The sequence below is a fragment of the Nocardia sp. CA-135953 genome (genome assembly GCF_050955735.1).
GTDB lineage: Bacteria > Actinomycetota > Actinomycetes > Mycobacteriales > Mycobacteriaceae > Nocardia.
In genome coordinates this window covers 693,712-718,446 of sequence record NZ_CP192082.1, presented here as the reverse complement: position 1 = coordinate 718,446, position 24,735 = coordinate 693,712, and the positions used below count along the sequence as shown (strand labels likewise).

The 24,735-nt window shown below is 66.8% G+C and carries 28 protein-coding genes and 1 riboswitch; of the genes, 16 read left to right on the top strand and 12 right to left on the bottom strand.

The window, feature by feature from the left end:
• Positions 1–45: 45 nt before the first annotated feature.
• The 4 genes from ACQPXH_RS03340 to ACQPXH_RS03325 all read left to right on the top strand — a co-directional run bounded on the left by ACQPXH_RS03340 (position 46) and on the right by ACQPXH_RS03325 (position 4,111).
• A complete protein-coding gene (locus ACQPXH_RS03340) occupies positions 46–954 on the top strand; it encodes a metal ABC transporter ATP-binding protein (protein ID WP_433600849.1) in 909 nt (302 codons plus the stop codon).
• 29 nt (positions 955–983) lie between these two features.
• Positions 984–1,820, top strand: a complete 837-nt coding sequence (locus tag ACQPXH_RS03335) for a metal ABC transporter permease (protein WP_433603286.1) — start codon at positions 984–986, stop codon at positions 1,818–1,820.
• Positions 1,821–2,072: 252 nt separating this feature from the next.
• Positions 2,073–3,245 carry an acyl-CoA dehydrogenase family protein gene (locus ACQPXH_RS03330; protein ID WP_433600848.1) on the top strand — a complete coding sequence of 391 codons (1,173 nt, stop codon included), beginning with the start codon at positions 2,073–2,075 and terminating at the stop codon, positions 3,243–3,245.
• A gap of 56 nt (positions 3,246–3,301) precedes the next feature.
• Positions 3,302–4,111 (top strand): enoyl-CoA hydratase/isomerase family protein, encoded by an 810-nt coding sequence (locus ACQPXH_RS03325; protein WP_433600847.1) that lies wholly within the window; start codon positions 3,302–3,304, stop codon positions 4,109–4,111.
• A 10-nt stretch (positions 4,112–4,121) separates the two neighbouring features.
• Here ACQPXH_RS03325 and ACQPXH_RS03320 read toward each other — a convergent pair whose 3' ends face one another.
• From ACQPXH_RS03320 to carD, 6 genes are all read right to left on the bottom strand, one after another.
• Positions 4,122–4,400: a DUF4190 domain-containing protein gene (locus tag ACQPXH_RS03320; RefSeq protein WP_433600846.1), complete on the bottom strand. Its 279-nt coding sequence runs from the start codon at positions 4,398–4,400 to the stop codon at positions 4,122–4,124.
• A 146-nt stretch (positions 4,401–4,546) separates the two neighbouring features.
• Positions 4,547–5,524, bottom strand: a complete 978-nt coding sequence (gene rlmB, locus ACQPXH_RS03315; protein ID WP_433600845.1) for a 23S rRNA (guanosine(2251)-2'-O)-methyltransferase RlmB — start codon at positions 5,522–5,524, stop codon at positions 4,547–4,549.
• On the bottom strand, positions 5,524–6,951 hold the full coding sequence (gene cysS, locus ACQPXH_RS03310; protein ID WP_433600844.1) for a cysteine--tRNA ligase: 1,428 nt from the start codon (positions 6,949–6,951) through the stop codon (positions 5,524–5,526). The genes rlmB and cysS overlap by 1 nt, the downstream gene beginning before the upstream one ends.
• 64 nt (positions 6,952–7,015) lie before the next feature.
• Positions 7,016–7,483, bottom strand: coding sequence for a 2-C-methyl-D-erythritol 2,4-cyclodiphosphate synthase (ispF, locus tag ACQPXH_RS03305; protein ID WP_433603285.1), 468 nt, complete (start codon positions 7,481–7,483; stop codon positions 7,016–7,018).
• A gap of 2 nt (positions 7,484–7,485) precedes the next feature.
• Positions 7,486–8,190 carry a 2-C-methyl-D-erythritol 4-phosphate cytidylyltransferase gene (gene ispD / locus ACQPXH_RS03300; RefSeq protein ID WP_433600843.1) on the bottom strand — a complete coding sequence of 235 codons (705 nt, stop codon included), beginning with the start codon at positions 8,188–8,190 and terminating at the stop codon, positions 7,486–7,488.
• A 2-nt stretch (positions 8,191–8,192) separates the two neighbouring features.
• Complete coding sequence (gene carD, locus ACQPXH_RS03295) at positions 8,193–8,681, bottom strand: RNA polymerase-binding transcription factor CarD (protein WP_011206964.1); 489 nt, start codon at positions 8,679–8,681, stop codon at positions 8,193–8,195.
• A gap of 964 nt (positions 8,682–9,645) precedes the next feature.
• On the opposite strand from carD, the gene ACQPXH_RS03290 reads away from it, so the two are divergent.
• Positions 9,646–10,395, top strand: coding sequence for a hypothetical protein (locus ACQPXH_RS03290; RefSeq protein ID WP_433600842.1), 750 nt, complete (start codon positions 9,646–9,648; stop codon positions 10,393–10,395).
• Positions 10,396–10,576: 181 nt separating this feature from the next.
• On the top strand, positions 10,577–11,983 hold the full coding sequence (radA, locus tag ACQPXH_RS03285; protein ID WP_433600841.1) for a DNA repair protein RadA: 1,407 nt from the start codon (positions 10,577–10,579) through the stop codon (positions 11,981–11,983).
• A gap of 26 nt (positions 11,984–12,009) precedes the next feature.
• Here the strand turns inward: radA and ACQPXH_RS03280 are convergent, their stop codons facing one another.
• Both ACQPXH_RS03280 and ACQPXH_RS03275 read right to left on the bottom strand, forming a co-directional pair.
• Positions 12,010–12,687 carry a hypothetical protein gene (locus tag ACQPXH_RS03280; RefSeq protein ID WP_433600840.1) on the bottom strand — a complete coding sequence of 226 codons (678 nt, stop codon included), beginning with the start codon at positions 12,685–12,687 and terminating at the stop codon, positions 12,010–12,012.
• Positions 12,688–12,826: 139 nt separating this feature from the next.
• The gene (locus ACQPXH_RS03275) at positions 12,827–13,450 is read right to left on the bottom strand and encodes a carbonic anhydrase (RefSeq protein ID WP_433600839.1); all 624 of its coding nucleotides are present in this window, start codon (positions 13,448–13,450) and stop codon (positions 12,827–12,829) included.
• Between the two features lie 147 nt (positions 13,451–13,597).
• On the opposite strand from ACQPXH_RS03275, the gene ACQPXH_RS03270 reads away from it, so the two are divergent.
• Entirely contained in the window at positions 13,598–14,482 is an 885-nt protein-coding gene (locus ACQPXH_RS03270) for an A/G-specific adenine glycosylase (protein WP_433603284.1), read from the top strand.
• Positions 14,483–14,651: 169 nt separating this feature from the next.
• Here ACQPXH_RS03270 and ACQPXH_RS03265 read toward each other — a convergent pair whose 3' ends face one another.
• A complete protein-coding gene (locus tag ACQPXH_RS03265) occupies positions 14,652–15,404 on the bottom strand; it encodes an alpha/beta fold hydrolase (protein ID WP_433600838.1) in 753 nt (250 codons plus the stop codon).
• A gap of 248 nt (positions 15,405–15,652) precedes the next feature.
• Between ACQPXH_RS03265 and mhuD the strand changes: the two genes are divergently transcribed.
• The 4 genes from mhuD to ACQPXH_RS03245 all read left to right on the top strand — a co-directional run bounded on the left by mhuD (position 15,653) and on the right by ACQPXH_RS03245 (position 17,736).
• Positions 15,653–15,967 (top strand): mycobilin-forming heme oxygenase MhuD, encoded by a 315-nt coding sequence (mhuD, locus tag ACQPXH_RS03260; protein WP_433600837.1) that lies wholly within the window; start codon positions 15,653–15,655, stop codon positions 15,965–15,967.
• A gap of 65 nt (positions 15,968–16,032) precedes the next feature.
• Positions 16,033–16,185: riboswitch (cobalamin riboswitch) on the top strand.
• A gap of 31 nt (positions 16,186–16,216) precedes the next feature.
• Complete coding sequence (locus ACQPXH_RS03255; protein ID WP_040686176.1) at positions 16,217–16,411, top strand: CbtB domain-containing protein; 195 nt, start codon at positions 16,217–16,219, stop codon at positions 16,409–16,411.
• The gene (locus tag ACQPXH_RS03250) at positions 16,402–17,184 is read left to right on the top strand and encodes a CbtA family protein (protein WP_433600836.1); all 783 of its coding nucleotides are present in this window, start codon (positions 16,402–16,404) and stop codon (positions 17,182–17,184) included. The genes ACQPXH_RS03255 and ACQPXH_RS03250 overlap by 10 nt, the downstream gene beginning before the upstream one ends.
• A gap of 93 nt (positions 17,185–17,277) precedes the next feature.
• Positions 17,278–17,736, top strand: coding sequence for a hypothetical protein (locus ACQPXH_RS03245; protein WP_433600835.1), 459 nt, complete (start codon positions 17,278–17,280; stop codon positions 17,734–17,736).
• On the opposite strand, the gene ACQPXH_RS03240 is transcribed toward ACQPXH_RS03245, so the two are convergent.
• Both ACQPXH_RS03240 and ACQPXH_RS03235 read right to left on the bottom strand, forming a co-directional pair.
• On the bottom strand, positions 17,693–18,385 hold the full coding sequence (locus ACQPXH_RS03240; RefSeq protein WP_433600834.1) for a response regulator: 693 nt from the start codon (positions 18,383–18,385) through the stop codon (positions 17,693–17,695). The genes ACQPXH_RS03245 and ACQPXH_RS03240 overlap by 44 nt on opposite strands.
• Positions 18,382–19,677, bottom strand: coding sequence for a sensor histidine kinase (locus ACQPXH_RS03235; RefSeq protein ID WP_433600833.1), 1,296 nt, complete (start codon positions 19,675–19,677; stop codon positions 18,382–18,384). Before ACQPXH_RS03235 ends, ACQPXH_RS03240 begins: the two co-directional genes overlap by 4 nt.
• Before the next feature lie 267 nt (positions 19,678–19,944).
• Between ACQPXH_RS03235 and ACQPXH_RS03230 the strand changes: the two genes are divergently transcribed.
• The 5 genes from ACQPXH_RS03230 (at position 19,945) to ACQPXH_RS03210 (ending at position 23,873) form a co-directional block, all read left to right on the top strand.
• The gene (locus tag ACQPXH_RS03230; RefSeq protein WP_433600832.1) at positions 19,945–20,847 is read left to right on the top strand and encodes an ABC transporter ATP-binding protein; all 903 of its coding nucleotides are present in this window, start codon (positions 19,945–19,947) and stop codon (positions 20,845–20,847) included.
• Positions 20,844–21,704 carry an ABC transporter permease gene (locus tag ACQPXH_RS03225; RefSeq protein WP_433600831.1) on the top strand — a complete coding sequence of 287 codons (861 nt, stop codon included), beginning with the start codon at positions 20,844–20,846 and terminating at the stop codon, positions 21,702–21,704. Before ACQPXH_RS03230 ends, ACQPXH_RS03225 begins: the two co-directional genes overlap by 4 nt.
• Before the next feature lie 333 nt (positions 21,705–22,037).
• Positions 22,038–22,478, top strand: coding sequence for an OsmC family peroxiredoxin (locus tag ACQPXH_RS03220; RefSeq protein WP_433600830.1), 441 nt, complete (start codon positions 22,038–22,040; stop codon positions 22,476–22,478).
• 148 nt (positions 22,479–22,626) lie between these two features.
• Positions 22,627–22,914 (top strand): SHOCT domain-containing protein, encoded by a 288-nt coding sequence (locus ACQPXH_RS03215; RefSeq protein ID WP_433600829.1) that lies wholly within the window; start codon positions 22,627–22,629, stop codon positions 22,912–22,914.
• A 152-nt stretch (positions 22,915–23,066) separates the two neighbouring features.
• Positions 23,067–23,873: an LLM class flavin-dependent oxidoreductase gene (locus tag ACQPXH_RS03210; protein ID WP_433600828.1), complete on the top strand. Its 807-nt coding sequence runs from the start codon at positions 23,067–23,069 to the stop codon at positions 23,871–23,873.
• A 98-nt stretch (positions 23,874–23,971) separates the two neighbouring features.
• Here the strand turns inward: ACQPXH_RS03210 and ACQPXH_RS03205 are convergent, their stop codons facing one another.
• Positions 23,972–24,619, bottom strand: a complete 648-nt coding sequence (locus ACQPXH_RS03205; protein ID WP_433600827.1) for a vWA domain-containing protein — start codon at positions 24,617–24,619, stop codon at positions 23,972–23,974.
• Between the last annotated feature and the right edge of the window lie 116 nt (positions 24,620–24,735).

The window sequence follows — 24,735 nt, the reverse complement described above, 5'->3', positions numbered from 1 at the left end:
CGAAGCGATCCGATGAGGGGTGGTGGCCGGGTGACGAGTGGGCCCATGGGAGCCGCGCTGACCACCGAAGACACCGACAAGGTGGAGCGGCGGCCCGATACCCGCTCAGCCGCCGTAAAACTCGATTCCGCCAGCTTGTCATTCGGCGAACGCACGCTTTGGCAAGGGTTGGATCTCGAGATCGCGCCTGGTGAATTCGTCGCCGTTCTCGGGCCGAACGGATCCGGGAAGACCTCGCTGCTGAAGGTGCTGCTCGGTCAGCTCGCGCTCAGCTCCGGCACCGCCGATATCGCGGGAGGGCCCGCACGGGCAGGCAATCCCGACATCGGCTATGTGCCGCAACAGAAGACGATCGATGCCGGTGTGCAGCTGCGCGGGGTCGATCTGGTCGGACTCGGCGTCGACGGGCACCGCTGGGGCCTCGGACTGCGGCGGCGCGCCGAGCGCAAGCGCAAGGTCCGTGCGGCCATCGCCGATGTGGGCGCGGAGAAATTCGCTTATGCGCCACTGGAATCCATGTCCGGCGGCGAACAGCAGCGGCTGCGGGTCGCACAGGCGTTGGTCGGCGATCCCGAGGTGCTGCTCTGCGATGAACCGCTGCTGAGCCTCGATCTGGCGAATCAGCGGCTGGTTTCGGAACTGATCGATCGACGCAGGCGAACCCATGACACCGCGGTGCTTTTCGTGACGCACGAGATCAATCCCATTCTGCCGCTGGTGGATCGGGTGCTGTATCTGGTCGACGGGAAGTTCCGGATCGGCACTCCGGACGAGGTGATGACCTCGGCGGTGCTCTCGGAGCTGTACCAGACCGAGGTCGATGTGCTGCGGGTGCGCGGGCGGCTGGTCGTCGTCGGCACCGGCGACACCATGGACGCGCTCGGTGCGGCCGGTGCCCAGCACTGCGCAACGCTTTCCGATGAGCTGCCCGAATCGGCCGGGGTTCGTTCGTGAACGACAAGCTCTCCGATGTCGTCTCGAAGATGTTCGACTTCACCACCACCGCGGACCTGCTCTCGTATTCCTTCGTGCAGCAGGCGGTATTCGCGGCCGCGCTGCTCGGATTGCTTGCCGGTGTGATCGGTCCGCTGATCATCAGCAGGCAGATGTCGTTCGCGGTACACGGCACCAGCGAACTCTCGCTGACCGGTGCGTCTGCCGCGCTGCTCGCCGGAATCGGGGTCGGGCTGGGCGCGATCATCGGCTCGGTGGTGGCGGCGGTGCTGTTCGGTCTGCTCGGTACCAAAGCCAGAGAACGCGATTCGGTGATCGCGGTGGTGCTGTCGTTCGGACTCGGACTCTCGGTGCTGTTCCTGTGGCTCGGTCCCGAACGCGCCGGATCGAAATTCTCGCTGCTGACCGGTCAGGTGGTCAGCGTCGGCTACAACGGGTTGGCACTGTTGCTGACCTGCACCGTTTTGGTGCTCGCCGTACTCGCGGTGGTGTACCGGCCGCTGCTTTTCGCGAGTTCGGATCCCGAAGTCGCACTCGCCCGCGGGGTTCCGGTGCGGGCGCTTTCGGTGGTGTTCGCGGTCATGCTCGGCATTACCGCGGCCTTCGGTGTACAGATCGTCGGCGCGCTGCTGGTGCTCGCCCTGCTCATCACGCCTGCGGCCGCGGCGGCGCAGCTGACCGCGAATCCGGTGCGCGCCACGGTGCTCGCGGTGGTTTTCGCGGAAACGGCGGCGGTGGGTGGCATCCTGTTGTCGCTCGCGCCGGGCGTTCCGGTCTCCACCTTCGTCACCACCATCTCGTTCCTGATCTATCTGATCTGTCGTCTTCTCGGTCCCCGACGCCGTCAGGCGGCCCGCGCCCGCTGACTCCCGCACATGACCCGAGCCGGTGCCGCGGCCACGCACGGAATAACCATCAGCCATGTGTGGCGCGCACGGACTACCCCCGCCGCGCTGACAGCGCGCTGACACCTGGTCGGCTCGGCTGACTTCGGATATCAATGCAGGTCAGCAAGGCTGTAGCCAGCCATAGACGGCTTTTGATGGCAGTCGCCTTCAGTCGGATGCCCCCGGTTTCGTATGCTCGACCCACGCGCCCCATCGAACGAATGGTGACCAATGATCGACTTCACGATTCCTGCCGAACTCGCCGCCGAACGCGACCGGGTCCGCCAGTTCGTCATCGACAAGATCATCCCCTTCGAGCGCGATCCGCGACTCACGTCGCACGGTCCCACCGACGAACTGCGCCAGGACCTCATCGAGCTGGCCCGCGCGGAAAAACTGCTGACCGTGCAGGCGCCGGAGGCCCTCGGCGGTCGCGGCCTCACCCATATCGAGCAGGCCGTGATCTACGAGGCAGCGGGCTGGTCCACCCTCGGCCCGGTCGCCATGAACTGCGCCGCGCCCGACGAGGGCAACATGTTCCTGCTCTCCAAGATCGCCAACCCGGAACAGGTCGAGCGTCACCTCGCACCCGCGGTCGCCGGACACCGCCGCACCGTCTTCGCGATGACCGAACCGGACGGCGCGGGTTCGGACCCGAATCAGCTGGCCACCGAGGCCGTCTTCGACGGCGAGAACTTCACCATCAATGGCCGCAAATGGCTCATCACCGGCGCGGACGGCGCGAAGACCTGGATCATCATGGCGCGCGTCGCACCGAACCCGCATGTGCCCGAGGGCCCGACGCTGTTCCTGACCGAGGGCGACCAGCCCGGCATCGTTATCGAACGCACCATGAACACCATGGACCGCAATTACGTCGGCGGTCACGGCGTGGTGCGCTTCGAGAATCTGGTGCTGCCCGAGGACGCGCTGCTCGGCGAGACCGGTCAGGCACTGCGCTACGCCCAGCTGCGGCTGGCCCCGGCCCGGCTCACGCACTGCATGCGCTGGCTCGGTGCGGCCGAACGCGCGCAGTCCATCGCCGTCGAATACGCCAGGACCCGCACCGCTTTCGGCAAGCCGATCGGCGACCACGAGGGCGTTTCGTTCATGCTGGCCGATAACGAGATCGCCCTGCACCAGTGCCGCCTCACCATCTGGCACGCCTGCTGGCTGATGGACCAGGGCGACATGGCCAGGCACGAGAGTTCGATCGCGAAGGCCTACGTCTCCGAGGAACTGTTCAAGGTCGCCGACCGCTGCGTACAGGTGCTCGGCGGCATCGGCATCAGCGATGAGACGGTCGTCGAAATGATCTTCCGCGACATGCGCGCCTTCCGGCTTTACGACGGCCCGACCGAGGTGCACAAGTACGCCATCGGCCGCCGCGTGTTGCGGGCGTGAGCCACGTTGCCAGCGCCGCGGGCGAGGCAAATTCAACACGACTACCATCCAGTGGCATGAGTTCGGAACTGCTCGTCGATGTCTCCGCGGGCATCGCCGTCCTCACGCTCAACAGACCCGCACAGCAGAATGCCGTCACTCCGGCCATGGCCGCCGAATTGAGTGCGGCACTGCAGCGTTGCGATGTCGAGGATGCGATTCGCGCCGTCGTCATTACCGGTACCGGACCCGCGTTCTGCGCGGGTGCGGATCTGTCCAATCGGGTCGGCGATGTCAGCGCGACCATCGAACCGGCGCCGTGGCGGGTGCGCAAACCAGTGATCGCGGCGGTCAACGGACATGCGGTCGGCATCGGACTCGCGCTGGCCCTGCAATGCGATCTGCGGTACATGGCACAGGACGCCGTCTACGGACTCAATCAGGTGCGGCGCGGGGTGCTCGCCGACGGCTACGCGCACTGGACGCTGCCGCGGCTGGTCGGCATGGCCAATGCCGCCGACATCATGCTGACCGGTCGCACCTTCGACGGCGACGAGGCCAAGGCCATGGGCCTGGCCAATGGCTGCCTGCCCGCGGGTGAGGTGCTGCCCACGGCACTCGCCATCGCCCATGACATCGCGAACGGTGCGGCGCCGCTGCCGGTGGCCCTGTCGAAACGGCTGCTATGGGAGAGCCTCGGCATGAGCCCGGCCATGGTCGGTCAGCTGGAGACCGATCTGAACGAGCACGTCGGCAAGAGCATCGACGGCGGTGAGGCGATGGCGGCATTCCGGGATCGCCGCCAGCCCAATTGGACCGGCAGCATCAGCGAGGAATGGCCGACCTGGGACAGCAACGTCGACGAGCAACGGCCCAGCCTGGATTGACCCGCTCGGGTTACGCGCGGCCGCCGACCAGGATGAGCAGGAAAACGATCGCCGTGCAGACCATGAGGATCGTGCCGATAACGCCGAGGACATAGCCGACCAGCACCTGGGCGCGGCCACCGTAACCGCCGTGGGACTCCTCGATCTGGTCGAGCGCGCGTCTGCCGAGCGCCCAGGCCACCGGTCCCAGCACACCGCAGCAGAACAGACTCGCCGCACCGAGCGCCAGCACCGCCGTCGCGTGCGGATGCTCGATCGTCTCCTGGGGAGCCTGGTTCGGGATGACCACGAGTCGAATTCTACGGGGCCGGAGTCGATTTGCGGTTCAACCCGGCGGCCGATTTGCCCGATCGACGGCGATCGGTGATTTGCGGTCCGCCCGTTGCGGTTCGAACGCGTCGCCGATTCGGCGGTGAACTAGCCGACTCCCGGTGCTCAGGCCCGGCGCTGACGCGCGATCTCGGAGAGTACGACGCCCGCCGCCACGGACGCGTTCAACGATTCCACCGGACCCGCCATCGGGATGCCGAGGATCGAATCACAGGTCTCGCGAACCAGCCGGGACAGGCCCTTACCTTCCGAACCGACCACGATCACGGTGGGAACGCTGCCGTCGAAATCATCGAGGATGGTGTCACCGCCCGCGTCGAGTCCGACGATCTGGAACCCCTGCGCAGCCCAATCCTTCAGTGTGCGAGTGAGATTCGTCGCGCGGGCGACCGGAAGCCGGGCCGCGGCACCGGCACTGGTCCGCCAGGCCACCGCGGTAACGCTCGCGCTGCGCCGCTGCGGAATCAACACACCCTGTCCGCCGAAGGCGGCCACCGAACGGATCACGGCACCGAGATTGCGCGGATCGGAAATATTGTCCAGCGCGACCAGCAGCGCGGGTTCGGCCGAATCCTGCACCCGCGCAACCAGATCATCCGGATGGGCGTACCGATACGGCGGCACCTGCAGCGCAACACCCTGATGCAGTCCGTTGGCACTCAACCGATCCAGATCGGTGCGCGGCACCTCGAGGATCGAAATGCCCGCATCTGCGGCAATCTTCACACTTTCGGTGAGCCGGTCGTCGTTCTCGGTGCCCACCGCGACGTACAGCGCGGTCGCGGGCACACCCGCACGCAGACATTCGACGACCGGATTGCGGCCGAGCACCATCTCCGGACCGTCGTCGCTCTTGCGTCCGGCCGGGCGAGCGCCACCGCGCGGACCCGGCCTACCTTGAGCCGCGGCCTTCGCCTTGGCGGCCGCGCGCTTGGCGGCGGGATGTTTGGTGCGCGCCTCGGCGGGCGGGGTCGCACCGCGCGGTTCCAGACCACGCCGACGCTGTCCACCCGAGCCGACGACCGCGCCCTTCTTGCTGCCGCCCTTGCGAATCGCGCCTCGACGCTGCGAATTGCCTGCCATCAGTCCGCCTTTCCACGCTGCACCGCGCCCGGCGAATGCTGTGCCGCACCCAGCGACCATTCCGGACCCTGTGCGGTATCGGTCACTTCGATTCCGGCGGCCTGCAACCGGTCCCGCGCCGCGTCGGCGCTGGCCCAGTCCTTCGCGGCGCGCGCCTGCTGGCGGCGGTCGAGTTCGGCGCGCACCAAGACGTCCAGGGCATCGAGCGCGACGGAATTGTCCTGTGGGCTGTACCACTGCGGGTCGAACGGGCAGACGCCGAGGATATTCAGCATGGCCCGGACCTGCCCGGCCAATTCGACCGCCGCATCGATCGCACCCGATTCCAGCGCCTTATTGCCCTCGTGCACAACACGGTGCACCTCGGCCAAGGCCCGCGGAATAGCAAGATCGTCGTCGAGCGCCTCGGCGAACGCATCGGTCCACTTGCCGACCGCGATCACACCGGCCCGCTCGGCCACCCGATGCACGAATGCCTCGATGCGCTGATATGAGGCCGCCGCATCGCAGAGCGCCTTATCCGAGTACTCCAGCATCGAACGGTAGTGCGCGCTGCCCAGGTAGAACCGAAGTTCAACGGCCCGAACCTTTTTCAGCACATTCGGCACCGACAACACATTGCCGAGCGACTTGGACATCTTCTCGCCGCCCATGGTCACCCAGCCGTTGTGCAGCCAATACTGCGCGAAACCGTCACCGGCCGCCTTGGACTGGGCGATCTCGTTCTCGTGGTGCGGGAAGACCAGATCCATTCCGCCGCAATGGATATCGAATTCGGAGCCAAGGTAGAACTCGGCCATCGCGGAGCATTCCAGATGCCAGCCGGGCCGACCGGGCCCCCACGGCGACGGCCAGGTCGGCTCGCCGGGTTTGGCGGCCTTCCACAGCGTGAAGTCGCGCGGATCGCGCTTGCCCGCACCGGCGCTCTCGCCCTGGTGCACGTCATCGAGTCGGTGTCCGGACAGGCTGCCGTATTCCGGATAGCTGACCACGTCGAAGTAGACGTTGCCCTCCGAAGCATAGGCGTGCCCGCGCTCGATCAACCGCTGCATCAGATCGATCATCTGGGTGATGTGGCCGGTCGCGCGTGGCTCCACCGAGGGTGGCAGTACGCCGAGGGTTCGGTAGGCGTCGTCGAAGGCGCGCTCGTAGGTGGACGCCCACTCCCACCAGGGCCGACCCGCTTCGGCGGCCTTGGTCAGGATCTTGTCCTCGATATCGGTGACATTGCGGATGAACCACACGTCGTAGTCGTGGGCGAGCAGCCAGCGCCGTAGTACGTCGAATGCGACTCCGCTGCGCACATGGCCGATATGTGGGTCCCCCTGCACGGTGGCGCCGCAGAGGTACACCGAGGCACGGCCGGGGACCAGTGGCGCGAAATCGCGCATGGTCCGCGTGTCGGTGTCAAAAAGGCGCAGAGTCACGGAAGTCGATCCTAGCTGGTAGATAAGGCCGTTCACGGAGCGGCTCAGGTCGGCGAAGGCTGGATCAGCGACATTCTTGTAGCAGGGCGGTAGCCACTGCCGCAATGCCCTCGCCGCGACCGGTCAACCCGAGGCCGTCGGTTGTGGTGCCCGACACCGAGACCGGGGCGCCGAGTAGTTCGCCGAGCACCTCTTGGGCCTCGGCGCGACGCGGTCCGATCTTCGGCCGATTGCCGATCACCTGAACCGCCGCGTTGACGATTTCGAAGTCCACCTCGTCAAGGAGCCTTCGCACTTCTTTGAGCATGGCCGCGCCGGAAACGCCTGCCCATTCCGGCCGTCCGGTGCCGAACACCGCGCCGACATCGCCGAGTCCGGCGGCGGAAAGCAGCGCATCGCACAGGGCGTGCGCGGCGACATCGCCGTCGGAATGTCCGGCGCAGCCGTCGTCGCCGTCGAAGAGCAGACCCGCCATCCAGCACGGCCTGCCCGCTTCGATGGGATGGACATCGCTGCCGATGCCGACGCGCATACTCATGACAGCCCTACCGTCCGGGCACCGTCGAGCACGGCATTTGCCAGCAGCAGGTCGAGCCGGGTGGTGATCTTGAAAGCCATGGGGTCGCCCGGAATGGTGCGCACCCGGGTGCCGAGCAGTTCGACCAGACCCGCGTCGTCGGTGGCCTGCAGGCGCTCATCGGCATAGGCCGCGCGCAGCAAGTCGGCGGCGAAACCCTGCGGAGTCTGAACAGCGCGCAGACCGGCGCGGCCGGGCGTACCGGTGACCTCGCCGCGCGCGTCGACGGATTTGATGGTGTCGACCACCGGCAATGCGGGCACGACCGCTTCGGCGCCGGCCCGCAGTTCCGCGACGACCCGGGCGATCAGATCGGGCGGGGTCAATGCGCGGGCGGCGTCGTGCACGAGGAAGTGGGCGGCATCGGGGGCGGCGGCGATACCGCAGCGCACCGAATCGGTGCGCTCGGCGCCACCGGTGACCACGCGCACCGACTCCGAGGGCGGCAGCAGGGCAACGGCGCTCTCGACGAGTTCAGTGGGGACCATCACGATGATCCGGTCGACCGCCCCGGAGGCGATAAGGCCGTCGACGGCCAGCCGGACCATAGGTGTGCCGCCGACCGTGACGAACGCCTTGGGTGTCGATTCACCCAGACGAACGCCACGGCCGGCGGCAGGCACCAACGCAACGACGGATCCGTCGCTGTTAGAGACGTTCACGGTCAGGAAGCCGCAGCAAGAACCTCATCGAGGAGCGTCTCGGCCTTGCCGTCATCGGTCCCTTCGGCGAGTGCGAGCTCACCGACGAGGATCTGACGGGCCTTGGCCAACATCCGCTTCTCACCCGCAGACAGACCGCGGTCCTGCTCCCGACGCCACAGGTCGCGAACGACCTCGGCCACCTTGTTCACATCGCCGGAGGCGAGCTTCTCCAGGTTGGCCTTGTAGCGGCGAGACCAGTTAGTCGGTTCTTCGGTGTGCGGCGCACGCAGCACCTGGAAGACTCGGTCGAGACCCTCCTGGCCGACGACGTCGCGCACGCCGACATATTCGGCGTTCTCTGCGGGAACGCGAACAGTCAGGTCACCTTGTGCGACCTTCAGGACCAGATACTCTTTTTGCTCACCCTTGATGGTGCGAGTCTCGATAGCTTCGATCAGCGCCGCTCCGTGGTGGGGGTAAACGACGGTGTCTCCGACCTTAAAAATCATGTGTCCCGTGCCCCTTTCGATGTTCACAGTTTAACATGCGACTCGGTAACGGCGCGATCAACTGTGCAGGTCAGGGCCACAACGAGCCAACCGTGGGGGTTGACAGAACCGGTGCGGTGTGCATTGCGTTGTGCCAGAACAGGTTATCGACCGGCGCGAATAGCACACCGGACGGTCCGCGAACCCAGCGGCGTGTCGGGCATTACGCCGCCACCGCGCAAAACCGTTACCCAACGGATGCCGAGCAACGGGGTGTCCGAACCATCCAGCCCTGGGAACCCACCACGGAACTGCCTTACGAGCGACCCGTTCGCGGCCCGTCTCGCATCCGAGCCGTCGAAGCGCATACGCTCCAGACGCGAGCCTCGACCACCCGCCGCGCGCATCCGGTGCCGAACGATCCGTCGTCAGTGACCACCACGGAGCGGAGCTGCCTTACGAGCGACCCGTTCGCGGCCCGTCTCGCATCCGAGCCGTCGAAGCGATGCGCCCCAGACGCGAGCCTCGCACCCGACGCGCGCATCCAGTGCCGAACGATCCGTCGTCAGTGACCACCACGGAGCGGAGCTGCCTTACGAGCGACCCGTTCGCGGCCCATCTCGCATCCGAGCCGTCGAAGCGATGCGCCCCAGACGCGAGCCTCGACCACCCGCCGCGCGCATCCGGTGCCGAACGATCCACCATCACCAACCACCACGGAGCGAGTCCTGCGAGCGACCGTTCGCGGCCCGTCTCGCGTCCGAGTCGTCGAAGCGATGCGACGAAGTCGCGAGTCTCGACGGCTCGGACGCGAGACACCAGGGGGCCGCGAACCCGCCGCGGCCACGCGGCCAAAAACAGAGCAGCGCCGCAGGCGCTGCAATCAGACACATCCCGGGCGCCCGTGCCGCGGAGGCTACTACTACGCTGCCTAGTTATTACTCTCCCTAGCGGAGTGAGCCCGGTCGACATGGAGGGACAACCCGTGACTGCCCTGAAAGCTGTGACCGCCTCGACAGGGGCGCGTCGTCGCATGGTTTCGGTTGCCGTGCTCGCCGCCGGAGCAGCGCTCGTGCTGTCCGGCTGTAGTGCAGGCCAGATCTCGCAGACCGCGACCCAGGTCGCCGCAGTCAACGGCAATCACGCCGACATCGACCGGATCTCGCTGCGCAATGTGCACATCGTCTTCCCGGCCACGGGCACCGACTACACCAACACCAAGGGCGGCAAGGCGATCATCGCGCTGTCGGTCGTCAATAACGGCGAGACCGTCACCGACGAGCTGACCAGCATCACCACCGACCTCGGCACGGTCAAGATCACCCCGCCTGCGGGCGCCTCGGCCTTCCAGATCGCCCCGCAGCAGACCGTCGTCGCGGCGACCTCGCCCACCGCCGCGACCGCCGCCAAGTCCGACGAGCACGGTGCGACGCCGAGCAGCTCCGCCGCGCCGAGCAGCTCCGCCGCGCCGAGCAGCACTGCCGCGCCGACCACCAGCGCCACGCCCGGGGCCGGCGAGAAGACGACCGCCGTCGATCCGGAGAAGAAGCCGGGTCTGATCGAGATCACCGGTCTGTCCAAGGACATCATCCCCGGCCTCACCTACCCGGTGACGTTCAACTTCAAGCAGAACGGCACCGTGACCGTGCAGGTCCCGGTCGACGCCGGTGCGGTCGCCGAACGGCACGGGGGCCAGGCCACCGCGACCGAGGGCGAGCACAAGGGCGGACACTGATCCGATCTCCTGAGGGCGACGGCACAGTAGGATTGCCGACACAACAACTGATCTCGTAAGGACATGGGTAACTCGTCGGGCACGCCCAACACTGTTCGAATGCCCGACCGCCGGGCCCCGGGTGGTGATTTTCGAGGCACTCACGACCGGCAAAGATTCGGAGAGGCGGGGGAGCGCGCCTGTGGCCAAGACCAAGTCGATCTTCCGATGCTCCGAATGCCGGTACGAGGTCGCCAAGTGGGTGGGCAAATGCCCGGACTGCGGCGCATGGGGCACCGTCGACGAGGTAGCCGGATCGGCAGCCACCGCGGCATCACCGGTCGGGCGCAAGGCCATGCTGCCGAGCACCGCCGCCGCGCCCATCTCGCATATCGATTCGAAGGTCACCAAGGCCAGGCCGACCGGGGTCGAGGAACTCGACCGGGTACTCGGCGGGGGCATCGTGCCCGGATCGGTCGTACTGCTCTCGGGTGAGCCCGGCGTCGGCAAGTCGACGCTGCTGTTGGAGGTCGCCCATCGTTGGGCCGGTCAGCGCGACGAGAAGTCGCTGTATGTCACCGCCGAGGAATCGGCCGGACAGGTTCGGCTGCGCGCCGACCGGACCAATGCGGTGCACGAAAGGGTATATCTCGCAGCGGAATCGGATCTGTCGATCGTGCTCGGCCATGTCGAACAGGTGCGTCCGACACTGCTGGTGGTCGACTCGGTGCAGACCATGCTCGTCCCGGAGGTGGACGGCACCATCGGCGGCGTCACCCAGGTGCGCGCGGTCGCGGCGGCGCTCACGTCACTGGCCAAGGCGAGCGGCATTGCGGTGCTGCTGGTCGGACATGTCACAAAGGACGGCAATGTCGCGGGCCCGCGCACGCTCGAACATCTGGTGGATGTGGTGCTGCAGTTCGAGGGCGACAAGAACTCCACACTGCGCATGGTGCGCGGCATCAAGAACCGCTTCGGCAGCTCCGACGAGGTCGGCTGTTTCGAATTGCACGACGACGGGATCTCCTGCGTCACCGATCCGTCCGGGCTTTTTCTGCACCACCGCACCGATTCGGTATCGGGTACGGCGGTCACGGTCGCGATGGACGGTAAACGGCCGCTGGTCGCGGAGGTACAGGGTCTGACCGTGCACACCGAGATCCCGAATCCGCGGCGGGCGGTGAGCGGGCTGGACTACAACCGGGTCGCGATGGTGCTCGCCGTACTGCAGAGCCGGGGGCGGGTGTTCCTCGGCAAGCACGACGTGTACGCCGCGACCGTCGGCGGTATGCGCCTGCTGGAGCCAGCAGCGGATCTCGCTGTGGCACTTGCCATTGCGAGTGCCGAGCGCGATCAGGCGCTGCCGGTCGGCTGGATCATCCTCGGTGAGGTCGGGCTGGCGGGCGAGGTGCGCCGGGTCACCGGACTGGAACGCAGACTCGCCGAGGCCGAACGCCTCGGCTTCACCACCGCGCTGGTGCCACCCGGTTTGGCACGCACCAAGAGCGGCATGAAGATCCACGAGGTGACCGACGTCAAGTCGGCCATCCGCCTAGCCGGACTCCGTAAACAGCGCACCGCAGCCACAGAGACCGCCCCTGACTTCTGAGCCGACAATGACTCTCGGACAACCGGTCAGGCGATGTTGAAGGGTTCGGCGGCGCTGCGGAGTGAGCCCAGTTGGGCGACAACGGCGTACGCGCCGGGTGGAACCTGGACGCGGTCGCCCGCACAGTTGGGTTGGGAGGTCGAGCCCGACCAGGTGACCATGAATGCCGCCTGCTCGCCGCGGTTCAGGGTGCGGACGTCGGGGGCGCCGTCCGGGTAGCAGTCGGTGCTCGACCATAGGCGGCGCTGGCCGTCGAGGCTGGTCACCGAGACCTGCTGCAGTCCGGAGCCGACATCGCGCGAACAGGCCGTGGACGAGATATTGGTGATCACGACGCCGAATACCGGATTCTCACCGGTCTTGTAGGTCGGCTGCTCGACGGTCACCTTCACCGCGAGCGACTGATCCGGGCAGATACCCGCGGCGACCTGGCTGGCGCTCGCCGCCGCAGCGGTAGTGCCGGTGGGCTTCGCGCTGGATTCGCCGGTGGTCGGCGGCGGCGAGGAGGACGCGCCCGCGGGCTTATTCGTCGCTGACGCGGAACTGGTCGCGGCCGCTTTTGTCGTACCGGGCGAATCGCCGCCGCGCGTGACCGTCAATACCAACCAGATCACCAGTGCGAGCGCCACGACCAGGACACCTACGGCGAGCGCGCGGCGTCGCCAATAGATCTCCGGAGGCAGCGGTCCATTCGGTTCCAGCACGGAGTCAACGGTAAGGGCACGATCCGGTACAGCGACTCAGGACCCCGGCGTGTCGGATCGGAAAACCCGCGCACGGCAGGTAAATTCCGCTCCCACCGTTGGATGTCTCGATTCGGCCGGATCAGGCCAGCTCACCGGTTCAGGCCAGCTCACCGATATTGCCGACGACCCGCTGCAACTTGACTTCGCCCTCGGCCAGTTTGTATGTGACGCAGGCGATCGCGCATTCACCTGTGGCAACGCGCTGCGAAATGATCATCGAGCGCTGCATGAGCAGTCGGCTGGTCTCCACCACGTGCCTGGCCTCCATCTCGTCGACGGTGGACAGCCCTTCCCGGCGTCCGACCAGAATCGACGGCGTGACCCGCTCGACCACACTGCGGATGAATCCGCCGGGCACTTCGCCACCGTCCAGCGCGTCGATGGTGGCCTTCACCGCGCCGCAGCTGTCGTGCCCGAGCACCACGATCAGCGGCACATTCAAGACCTGCACGCCGTACTCGATCGAGCCGAGCACCGAGCTGTCCACGACATGGCCGGCGGTGCGCACGACGAACATATCGCCGAGGCCCTGGTCGAAAATCAGCTCGGCCGCCACGCGGGAGTCGCCGCAGCCGAAGAGGATTGCGTGCGGGTGCTGGCCGCTGACGAGCTTGGCCCGGTCGACCGCGCCCTGACTAGGATGCAGCAGGTTGCCGTTCACGAAGCGTGCATTGCCCTCGCGAAGGGATTTCCAGGCACTGATCGGGTTGGAATCCGGCATACCGACCATTGTGCACATCGCAATGGTTACCAGCGAGTCCGGTTCGTTACGGCTCGGCAAATATCGACCGGCCGCAGGACAATAGGAACGGTGAGGGCAGTGTCGGAGGGCGGCGCAGCGCAACAGCATGCAGGCGGAAAACCCAAGATCACGACGGGTACCAATCGGGTGGATGCCGAATCGTTGCTGGACTGGTACCGGGAGACCGCGCGGGATCTGCCGTGGCGACGCAAGGACGTCACCGCCTGGCAGATCCTGATGAGCGAGATCATGCTGCAGCAGACGCCGGTGGTCCGGGTCGAACCGATCTGGCGGGAGTGGGTCGCGCGCTGGCCGGTCCCCTCCGCCATGGCGGCCTCGTCGCAGGCCGAGGTGCTGCGTGCCTGGGGCAAGCTCGGATATCCGCGGCGGGCGTTGCGGCTGCACGAATGCGCGAAGGTGCTCGCCGACGAACACGGCGACGAGGTGCCGACCGATGTGGATGTGCTGCTCGGTCTGCCGGGTATCGGCGCGTATACCGCGCGGGCGGTGGCCTGTTTCGCCTACGGACAGCGAGTTCCGGTGGTGGACACCAATGTTCGCCGGGTGGTGGCGCGCGCGGTGCACGGGCGCGCGCAGGCCGGTAATCCGTCGTCGCGCGATCTACCCGAGACCGAAGCGCTGCTGCCGCGCCGAATCGACCATGCCGCAATGTTTTCCGCCGCGCTGATGGAACTCGGCGCGACGGTGTGCACGGCGCGCACGCCCGACTGCTCGCGTTGCCCGCTGCCGCAATGCGCGTGGGTTTCGGCGGGCAGGCCGGTCTCGGATGTGGTTCGTAAGACGCAGAAGTACGAGGGCACCGATCGTCAGGCGCGCGGTCGGCTGCTCGACGTGTTACGCGACGCGAGCGGGCCGGTCGAGCGAATCCGGTTGGATCTGGCCTGGACTCGCGATCCCGGCCAGCGCGACCGAGCTTTGGACTCGTTGCTGGTCGACGGCCTCATCGAACAAACCTCCGACGGGCTGTTCGCGCTGGCCGGCGAGGGCTAGACAATCGGGGTTTTCGAGTCCTTGTCGAACAAGCCCCGATCGGACACTCCACTACGGACTGCTCGCGTCGGCCGGCGAAGCTGGAACAGCCTCGTGCGACGTCATCGAGGACCTTGTCGAATAAGACCGACGGGCCGTTCGCCCTGACGGCCGAGGGCGGAACACAGCCTCATGCGGGAAGGTTCAGGGCCTTCCGGAGAAAGGCTTCGACCTCGGTGCGGTAGCGCTCGGGTTGGTCGTCGTGCACCAGATGGCCAGCGCCCGGGATGCGGACGTAGACGGCGTTCGGGTGGACATCGGCCATCTGCCGCATCTGGCCCTCGGGGGTGATGGTGAATTCGCCCTCGATCAAGAGAACGGGCGCTTCGACCGCGCGCCATTGCGCCCAGAAGTCGCGGGTTCCCCATTCCTCGGAGATATCGCGGAAGGTGGCGACCGAACCGTGCAGTCGGTAGCCGTCGGGGCCGTGCTCGAAGGAGTCGAGGAAGTAGCGACCGGCGACCGGGCCGAAGTAGTCCAGCACCGCATCCGCATCCGGAAACGGCTGCGGCCAGGACTCGATCATGGCCGCCCAGTTCGCGGCCGTGCGGCCACGGAAGTCGGGGGCGATATCCTCGACCACCAGCGCGCGCACCCGCTCCGGATATCCCGCGGCGAAAACCCAGCCGTGCAGACCGCCCATCGAATGTCCGATGACCACCATGGGTTCGGAAATTTCGGCGGTGGCCGCGGCGAGGTCGTCGATGAAGGCCTCGGTGGTCAATTCCACGGGCGCGGGACGACCGTGACCGGCGGCGTCGAAGGTGTAGACGTGGCCGAACTTGCGCAGCCAGTCGAGGTGATCGCGCCAGGTGCGGGCACTGCCCATCAGTCCGTGCAGCAGCAGGATCGGCACCCCTGCTCCACCTTCGTCATACAACACTGTGACAGTTTGCAGCGCCTACGGCGCTGCGTGTTCGCGGCCCCTGGTGTCTCGCGTCCGACCCTTTCGAGCGACCTGCAAGCAATCGCTGGGGGCGCGGCCGAGACTCGCGACTTCGTCGCATGCGCTTCGGCCACTCGGCTGAGTCGATGGCCGCGCCTTCGCGCGGGCGCGAGACGGGCCGCGAACGTCGCTCGTAAGACAGATCCGTGGTAGCCGGGTTCATCGGCGAACGTATTGTCGAGCGCATGGCTGTTGTGAAGATCAATGCGATCGAGGTTCCGGAGGGCGCGGGCCCCGAGTTGGAGAAGCGATTCGCCCATCGCGCGCACGCGGTCGAGGGCTCGCCGGGCTTCCTCGGCTTCCAGTTGCTCCGGCCGGTAGCCGGGGAGAATCGGTACTTCGTTGTCACCCAGTGGGATTCGGAGGAGTCGTTCGCGGCGTGGCGGGACGGACCCGCGCGCGAGGCCCACGCAGGCGAGCGGCAGAAGCCGGTTTCGACGGGTGTCTCGCTGCTGGAATTCGAGGTCGTACTGGACGTCGCGGCCAAGTCCGCTTCCTGAAACCGCTGGACAGACGCGGCGCGCGACGCGCCCATCCCGGCCTGGGCAAGTTACCCGCCGTGTTGACGGCGGGCGTGCACAGATGTCACAGTTCGAAATGACAAACGCGAGGGTGACGCGGTAATTCGGTGAAAATCCGGAGCGGTCGCGCCACTGTGTTCTTGCACCGAGTCCTCGGTGCCGGAAAGCCAGACACCGGCACCCTTGCACCGAACAACTCACGGGACGCGCATCCCTAGGAGGACTCGAATGGCTATCGCGCATTCACCGAGTCGGGCAACTGATTCACTCGGCACGCTGCTCATCGCAGTGGGCGTCGTTCTGCTCGCATTGCTCACGCTGTACCTGGTCGGCTTCGATCAGGGCGTCATCTCGCGCAGCGGGATGTATCTGCATGAGCTCATGCACGACGGACGTCACCTGCTCGGTGTGCCGTGCCATTGATCGGATCGCTCAAGACCCTGCTGATCCGTGGCCTGCTGGCCGGCCTCATCGCCGGTCTGCTGGCCGCGACAGTGGGCTATTTCGTCGGCGAGCCCAAGATCGACGCCGCCATCTCCATCGAAGAGGCCAATACCGCCAAGGCCGCCGAGCACGCCGAGGAACCAGCCGGGCATACGCACGGTGACGAGGAAGAACCGCTGGTCAGTCGGTCCGGACAGAAGTTCGGGCAGTTCCTTGCGCTCGGACTCGCCGGGCTCGCGCTCGGGGCGATCTTCGCATCGGTCGCGCATTTCGCACGCCGGTACACCACCTTGTCGGGGCCGAAGCTCGCGCTGGGATTGGCATCGGCCGGCTGGACCGCGATCGTGGCGGTGCCGTTCTTCAAATACCCGGCCAATCCGCCCGCCGTGGGTGAACCGGACACCATCAACCAGCGCACCCTGCTGTGGTTGGCGGCGGTGTTACTCGGACTGGCTGCCGTGGGTATCGGGCTCTACGTCTACAAACTGCTTGGCGCGCAACTCGGTACGGTCCGGCTGATCGCCGGGGTCGCGGCATTCGTCCTCATCGTCGTATTCGGGTACGTCCTGTTGCCCGGTGTGAACGAGGTGAAGGACGACTTCCCGGCCGTCCTGCTGTGGCAGTTCCGTGCGACATCGCTCGGCGAGACGGCCACCCTGTGGGCCTGTCTCGGCCTCGGTTTCGCGGCGCTCACCGAATTCGCGACGCGCGATAGCACTCTGGTACGAGAAACAGCCGCTACCGCAGGCTGATCCGGAGTTCGGACCGCGCAGGGCAGTGTCGGTCGCATGACCGGCACTGCCTTTTCCGTACGGCCGCGAACCGACCCACCGCACGCGGTTTCTGTGGCATTCACCGGCTTCGCCATTGCGCTGCTCTGCGGCGTCGGCGAGGCCATCACCTACACCGCCGTGCAATTGGACCGCCCGAATGCCGATATCGGCTCGCTCGCAACAGGTCTGGCCATTCGCGGCGGCATCTACCTGGTGGTTCTCGGCGTTGCCGTCCAGATGACGCGCGGCGCCCGCTGGGCCAGGCTGGTGCTCACCTTCGGCATCGGCGTTATCGGCTTGGCCTCACTGATCATCGAACCGCTGGCAGCCGCGTTGTCCGCCGAGCAGATCGGTGACCTGTTCGACGACCTCACCGCATCCGCAGTGATCGCCGGAATCTTCCGCACCGGGCACATCCTGGCCGTCTTGGTTGCCATCCCCGCCATGTACCCCCCGACCGCCCGCCGCTATTTCGCACAGGACCGCGTCATTGCCAGCCCGGGCGGACCAGGCCGGATTCGTATGCCATGACCACGAGTTGGGTGCGGTCTCGGGCGTCCAGTTTCATGAGGATGCGGCTGACGTGGGTGCGGGCGGTGGCGGGGCTCATGAAGAGGCGTTCGCCGATTTCGGCATTGGTGAGGCCCTCGGCTACCAGGGTCATGACCTCGCGCTCGCGGTCGGTGAGTTCGGTGAAGGCGGCGGGTGGAGGTTGTTTGGCGTGGGCGGAGAATTCGGCGATGAGGCGGCGGGTGACGCCGGGTGAGAGCAGGGCGTCGCCCACGGCGACGACTCGGACGGCGCGGACGAGGTCGGCGGGTTCGGTGTGTTTGACCAAGAACCCCGTTGCCCCGGCGCGCATTGCTTCGAAAACGTATTCGTCGAGTTCGAAGGTGGTCAGCACGACAACCTTCACCTCGGCGAGTTTCGGATCCTCGGCGATCATCCTGGTGGCGGCGAGGCCGTCCAGGACCGGCATTCTGATATCCATCAGGACCACGTCGGGGGTCAGGCTGCGGGTCATGCGGACGGCCTGTTCGCCGTTGTCGGCCTCCCCCACCACCTCGATGCCGTCCTGCGCATCGAGCAGAGCGACGAAACCGCCGCGCACAAGGGCTTGGTCGTCGGCAACCAATACCCGGACAGGCCCACCCGCGTCCCTCGAATCGCCGCCGTTCATCGCGCCTCCTCCTGAGCCCCCACCTTGGACGGCAGCCGGGCCACCACACGGAATCCGCCACTGGGCCGCGGACCCGCGATGAGCTGGCCGCCGAGGGCGTGTGCCCGCTCACGCATTCCGAGAATGCCATTGCCACCGCCGGCTGCGGACTTCGATTGTGTGCCGGTGGCGCGAGCGTTGTCGATGGTGATCTCGACCGAATCGGCGGCATAGCGGATGGTCACCGCGGCCGGTGCGCCGGGGGCGTGACGGACCACATTGGTCAGCGATTCCTGGATGATGCGGGCCGCCGCCACGTCGACGACGCTGGGCAGTTTGTGCGTGGTGCCGATAACGCGGGTATCGACGGTGAGACCGGCGGCACGGGTGCGCTGCAGCAGTGCGTCCAGGTCCTCGATGCTCGGGGCCGGGCTCCGCGGGGCGGGCGGCGGCGGGGCTTCGACGCTGCCGGCATCCGAATTATCGTGGTCCCGTTCGGAATCGGGACGTGCACGCGCGAATTCCGGCTCGACCTCCGTGTCGCGCACTTCGGCCGTGCTGCCACTGCGGATCGAGTGCAGCAGCGTATGGACCTCGGCCAACGCATCCTTACTCGCCGTTTTGATTGCCGCGAGCGCCGATTCGGCCTGTTCCGGCTTCTTGGCGAAGAGTTCCAGCGCGACCGAGGACTGCACATTGATCAGCGAAAGACTATGTGCCAGTACATCGTGCAGCTCGCGCGCGATCGCGAGCCGTTCCTCGCTGGCCCGCCGTTCGCGCTGCGCCTCCTCATCGCGGCGGGCCGCCTCGGCCCGCTGCCTGCGTGCCACCAGCACCGCCTGGCGCTGGCGGATCCCCTCCGCGATCGCGACCAGCACACCCAGCCAGGCGATCATGCCGAAGGCCAGCCACGGGTCGGCCGGATGCCCGACCAGCGCGGGCAGCGGCCAGAGCAGCGCGAGATAGCCGATCGGCGCGAGCGGATATGTCCACCAGCGCGATCCGACGATCGCGGCGCTGATGAACGCGATCACCAGCGAGACGAAGATCGGGCCGTAGCCATAGCCGCGCAGCAGGTACACCGCGCAGGACACGATCGTCACGAGCAGCGCGGGCCGCGGGTAGGAACGGCGTAGCAATAACGCCACCGGTCCGATCAGCAACAGCACATAGCCGAATGCGTCGAGTGCGTGCACTCCGGTCTGGCGCAGGTTGGCATTGCGTCCCCCGACGAGCTGGATCGCCGCGACGACGAGCGTGAGCACCCAGTCCTGAACGACCGGGCCACGTTTCGATTCCCCTGGCGCTGTCACACTTGCAGCCTATTAGCCCGGACGGGCCACGACGTCCGCCGCGCTACGTATGCTCCGCCCGCCCCCGAATATTTGCCGGCCGTGGGTGCCTCAACGGTCGCGTCGCGGGCCGCCGGTCGAGGTGACAGCCAGGAGCGGGCGTTCACCCACGTGCTTGCGAAATCAGTCGTCCCGGCCGCGGTCACGGTCTTCGTAGGCCGAGGTACGTACGTCGAGCATCGCCGCGTGACGGATGTGCCATCCCTGGTCGGGGCGGATTCTCGGTGCATGACAGATTCCATCGTGGTCACCGCAGGGCTGACCAAACGCTACGGCACCCACGCCGCCGTCGACCGCGTGCACATGCATGTCACACCCGGCGAGATCTACGGCTTCCTCGGTCCGAACGGCGCGGGCAAGACGACCACGCTGCGAATGCTGGTCGGATTGATCCGTCCGACGGAGGGCTCCGCCACCGTGCTCGGACATACTCCGGGCGATCCGGCCGTGGTCCGCCGCATCGGCGTCCTCATCGAGGGTCCGGGCTTCTACCCCTACCTCAGTGGCCGCGACAACTTGCGGGTACTCGCGAAATACCGCGGCCTAGCGCGTGCCGACGTGGAGGACGCACTCGACCGCGTCGGCCTCGTCGATCGCGCCGATGACAAATTCCGCACCTACTCCCTCGGCATGAAGCAGCGCCTCGGTGTCGGCGCGGCCCTGCTCGGCCGTCCCGATCTGCTGATCCTGGACGAGCCGACCAATGGCCTCGACCCGCAGGGCATGGCCGAAATGCGGGAGCTCATCACAACTCTCGCCGGTGACGGTCATACCGTGCTGTTGTCCAGCCACATGCTCAGCGAGGTGCAGGAGATCTGCGATCGCGTCGGGGTGATCTCGGGCGGGCAACTGCTCACCGAATCCACCGTCACCGAATTGCGCGGCGCGTCTTCGCTTTTGCTGCGCGCCGAACCGCTGGAGGTGGCTTTTCCCGCGGTGCGCCGAGCGGTCGGCGAGCGCTCGGCCATGTTGACCGCGCGCGGTATTCGGATCGAGGCCGGCGCGGAGAGCGCGCCGGTGGTCGCGCGAGCGGTCGTCGAATCCGGCGCGGATCTGCTGGAGCTGCGGACCGATGAAAAGTCCCTGGAAGAAGTGTTCTTCGAAATGACCCAATTGGAGCCTGCGAAATGAACGCGACAGTGAAAGACCTGATGGCGAGCACGAGAGCGGAAATGCTGCGACTGCGTAAGTGGCCCGCATTCTGGATCATCCTCGGCACCTGGATTCTGCTGAATCTCACCTTCTCCTACCTGTTCAACTACCTCGCCTACTCCTCCGGCGATATGAAGACGATGTCGAGCGGCGTGCCCGAAGACGTTCTGCTGCACCAGATGTTGCCCGCCGCGGTGCCAGAGGTCTTCACCCAGGGCATGGCGATGTTCGGTGGTGCGCTGATGCTTATTCTGGGCGCATTGACCATCGGTAGCGGATATGGCTGGGGCACTTGGAAGACCGTGCTCACCCAGGGGCCGTCGCGGACCGATGCCATCGGCGGTGCGCTGATCAGCCTTGCGGTCACGGTTATCGGGCTGGTGTGCGTCGCGTTCGTGGCGGATATCGGGGTCGCCTCGATTATCGCGACAACCCGATCACAGTCGCTCGCACTGCCAGGCCTCGGCCAGGCGGCGAACGGAATCATCACCGGCACAGCGATTCTCGGGATGTGGACGCTGGCGGGCGCACTGATCGGAGCGATCGCGCGCGGTCCCGCACTTGCCGTTGGGCTCGGACTGGTATGGGTACTGGTGGTGGAGAATCTGCTGCGCGGTGTCGCGGCGATCTTCAGCCCGATCAAGGTGCTCACCGATCATTTGCCCGGTACGGCAGCGGGTTCGATGGCCGGTGCGATGCGGACCGTCGAGGGGCCGTCGACGCCGGGCGTGCTCGACATCCTGTCGCGGACGCAGTCGCTCATCGCGCTGGTGGTGTACGTGGCGCTCTTCGCGACGGGCACGATGTGGCTGGTGTGGCGGCGCGACATGGTCTGATCCCGCAGGCACCGAAAACCGTTGGCGGACAACAGTCCGTCAGCGGTTCGGTGCATTCGGGGCTCGGACAGCACGGAAGGGGGCCAGTTCGGCCGGCGCCGCCGCGATCCGCGCGGAAGTGAGACCCCGCGCCCGCTGATGCCGGTAGACCTCGGCGGCCAACGGTGCGAGCGGCGAATCGGCCATGGCATCCGGTTCCCGACGCCGCCGGCCACCAACAGCGACCGGACGTGCGGGACCACTCGATTCGGACTGCCGCCTTCGCACGCGTCGCGGGGCGGCGGGGTAGGTTCGACTGCGAATTGCGATTCACACATCTTCGAAAGGACCGTGATGCCCACACGTACCGCGCGCACCGCCTGGACCGGTGGCCTCCAGGACGGCTCCGGCCAGGTCGAGCTGGCCAGTTCCGGTGTCGGCAAGTACGACGTCTCCTTCCCCAAGCGTGCAGCCGACAACGCCGACGGCACCACCAGCCCCGAGGAACTGATCGCGGCGGCGCACTCCTCCTGCTTCGCTATGGCCCTCTCGGCCCAGATCGGCAATGCCGGTGGCACACCCGAGAGCCTGGATGTCACCGCCGATGTGACCCTCGGCCCGGATCCGGACGGCGGCTTCCGCATCAGCGCCATCAAACTCACCGTCCGCGGCCGGGTCTCCGGCCTGGACGCCGACGGCTTCGCCGCCGCGGCGGCCGCCGCCAAGGCGGGCTGCCCGGTCAGCAAGGCCCTCGCCGGAGTGGACAACATCACCCTCGACGCCGCCCTCGCCTGACTTCCCGGCTCCTCGCATCCTGTGTGCGAGGGGCCCAGTGGTTATGCGACCAGTGGCCCGCCGACCCAAACGTATACGCGCACAGGCGTAGCACGAATAGCGTCGGCAGGCCGATGTCTGGGTGGGGTGTCGGGCGCAGGGTTGGGGCATGAACATTTTCACCCAACCCGAGGCCGTGACCTTTCTAGCCGATCACTATGACGGCGGGTGGCATCCCTGGCCGTTCTTCTGGATCTTCCCAGTGCTGTTCTGGGCGACCATAATCGTCGTCTTCGTATTCGCGCGGCGGCGGTTCCGGACACACCGGAGCGGAATCGGCGCGCTGCGTATCGCATTCGCGCGGGGCGAGATCTCCGAGGATCAGTATCGGAGTCGACTGGCGGTGCTGCGCGAACGCGGCGGTAAGCCACGCGGCGGCGAAACTCCCACCACCTGAGCCATTCCCGGCAAACGCCGTGCCCGTCGTCTCGGCCCCGATCGGTGGCGGGCACCGCGAGAAACATTTGCTCGACAAATGTCGGCCGCCGGTATCACACGGCCGCACTCCGACCCAAAGATCATTCGACCCGACTCACGGAAGACCACATCATGAGCCTGACCTTCGGAATCGTCATCACACCGCGCTCGGGTGCTGAATGGGCCCGCACGGCACAGAGCGCCGAGCAGCAGGGCTACCGGACGATCCTGCTTCCGGACACACTGAACACCCCATCGCCCTTCCCGACGCTCGCGGCCGCCGCAGCGGTGACCACCACGGTGCGGCTGCGCCCGAACGTACTGGCCGCTCCGCTACGCAACCCCGCCGTCACGGTGCGGGAAACCACTGCACTGCAATTGCTTTCAGACGGACGATTCGAACTCGGCATCGGGTCGGGGCGTCCTGATGCGCGCGGTGAGGCCGAACGGCTCGGTATGCCGTGGGGCTCGGCGGCACGGCGGCGCGAGCAACTCATCGCCACGGTGGATGCCGTTCGTGCACAGATCGATCCGGCCCCGCCGATCGTCGTTGCCGCGAACGGACCTCGAATGCTCACTGTCGCAGCAGGTTTCGCCGATCGAGTGCTCCTGGCCGCTGGACCGGAGGCCACGGAGGCCGATCTCGCCGAAATGGTGCGAGTGGTGCGGGACAACACCGATCGCGATGTGCGCTTCACCCATCAGCTGGTCGGCATCGGTGACAAACTGCCGTTTTGGTTGAGCAAGCGCCTCGGACTCACCGCGGCCGGACTGCGCGCAGCCGGATCGGCGGGGGTGCTGGACGAAGATCCGGCGACCGTCGCCGAGGTGCTCGAATACCGCAGGGAGAAGTACGGAATCGATGAACTGATCGTCCCGGGCGAGCTGGCCCAAGCCTTCGCCCCGACCCTCGCCCGATTCACGAATCCCTCCGCTTGACCGTCCACGCGGCTGCGCTGCAACCCGCAGCCGCGCCCGGCGGGGTGCCCCGCACCCGCAGGCCACACGCCGCACCCAGACCAGCACTGCCTGCCGAACTACTGCCCGTCCGGATTCGCGGCCCGCCGTTCGGCATCGGTGAATCCATCCACCGCCTGTCCGGGCGCGGCCATACTGCGCCGCGCCGAATATGCCGCGGCCGACGCGAATGCCCCGGCCGCTCCGGCCGGCGTCGCGCCATAGGTCAGCGAGCGTCGCGGATCGAATCCCAATTCGGACCCCACCGCCACCGCATCCATATTCGCGCCGAGGAATACGAAATCCCAGGAGTACACCTCCTGCTGCTGCGTAATCAGCGCCCGCACCGCGGCATGCGTCCATTCCCGGCTGGAATTCTCGTGCCCGTCGGTGAGTACAACGACGATCACCGTGCCCGGCCGTTCGTGCTCGGGTCGAGCCGAGAGTTCCCGGCCGATATCGGTGACCAGCCGTCCCACCGCGTCGTACAGTGCGGTTCCGCCGCGCGGCTGCAGGTTCAGCGGCGGCACGTCGGCGATCGGCCGATTCGCATAGACCAGTTCGTATTCGGTATCGAACTGCGCGAGCGTCACCAGCGTCGTCCTCGGCACCTTGCGCTGTTCTTCGATGTAGGCATCGAAGCCGCCCTCGGTATCGGTTTTGATCGCCTGCATGGAACCCGACCGATCCAGCAGAACCGCGATCGATGTCAATTCTGAATTTGTCACTTAGCACCCCCGTGATAGTTGTCCGAATGACCGCTCCCCACGGTACGCCGCCGCTCGAGCCGTGCGAATTCCAGAAAAATGCCGCCCACCGGAAATCCGGTGGGCGGCATCTTCCA

What these genes read in the sequence shown, in the direction of transcription:
- ACQPXH_RS03340 (WP_433600849.1), top strand. Translation starts at nt 46, where the DNA reads ATGGGAGCCGCGCTGACCACCGAAGACACCGACAAGGTGGAGCGGCGG.
- ACQPXH_RS03335 (WP_433603286.1), top strand. Translation starts at nt 984, where the DNA reads ATGTTCGACTTCACCACCACCGCGGACCTGCTCTCGTATTCCTTCGTG.
- ACQPXH_RS03330 (WP_433600848.1), top strand. Translation starts at nt 2,073, where the DNA reads ATGATCGACTTCACGATTCCTGCCGAACTCGCCGCCGAACGCGACCGG.
- ACQPXH_RS03325 (WP_433600847.1), top strand. Translation starts at nt 3,302, where the DNA reads ATGAGTTCGGAACTGCTCGTCGATGTCTCCGCGGGCATCGCCGTCCTC.
- rlmB (WP_433600845.1), bottom strand. Translation starts at nt 5,524, where the DNA reads ATGGCAGGCAATTCGCAGCGTCGAGGCGCGATTCGCAAGGGCGGCAGC.
- ispF (WP_433603285.1), bottom strand. Translation starts at nt 7,483, where the DNA reads ATGCGCGTCGGCATCGGCAGCGATGTCCATCCCATCGAAGCGGGCAGG.
- carD (WP_011206964.1), bottom strand. Translation starts at nt 8,681, where the DNA reads ATGATTTTTAAGGTCGGAGACACCGTCGTTTACCCCCACCACGGAGCG.
- ACQPXH_RS03275 (WP_433600839.1), bottom strand. Translation starts at nt 13,450, where the DNA reads ATGCCGGATTCCAACCCGATCAGTGCCTGGAAATCCCTTCGCGAGGGC.
- mhuD (WP_433600837.1), top strand. Translation starts at nt 15,653, where the DNA reads ATGGCTGTTGTGAAGATCAATGCGATCGAGGTTCCGGAGGGCGCGGGC.
- ACQPXH_RS03255 (WP_040686176.1), top strand. Translation starts at nt 16,217, where the DNA reads ATGGCTATCGCGCATTCACCGAGTCGGGCAACTGATTCACTCGGCACG.
- ACQPXH_RS03240 (WP_433600834.1), bottom strand. Translation starts at nt 18,385, where the DNA reads ATGAACGGCGGCGATTCGAGGGACGCGGGTGGGCCTGTCCGGGTATTG.
- ACQPXH_RS03230 (WP_433600832.1), top strand. Translation starts at nt 19,945, where the DNA reads ATGACAGATTCCATCGTGGTCACCGCAGGGCTGACCAAACGCTACGGC.
- ACQPXH_RS03225 (WP_433600831.1), top strand. Translation starts at nt 20,844, where the DNA reads ATGAACGCGACAGTGAAAGACCTGATGGCGAGCACGAGAGCGGAAATG.
- ACQPXH_RS03220 (WP_433600830.1), top strand. Translation starts at nt 22,038, where the DNA reads ATGCCCACACGTACCGCGCGCACCGCCTGGACCGGTGGCCTCCAGGAC.
- ACQPXH_RS03215 (WP_433600829.1), top strand. Translation starts at nt 22,627, where the DNA reads ATGAACATTTTCACCCAACCCGAGGCCGTGACCTTTCTAGCCGATCAC.
- ACQPXH_RS03210 (WP_433600828.1), top strand. Translation starts at nt 23,067, where the DNA reads ATGAGCCTGACCTTCGGAATCGTCATCACACCGCGCTCGGGTGCTGAA.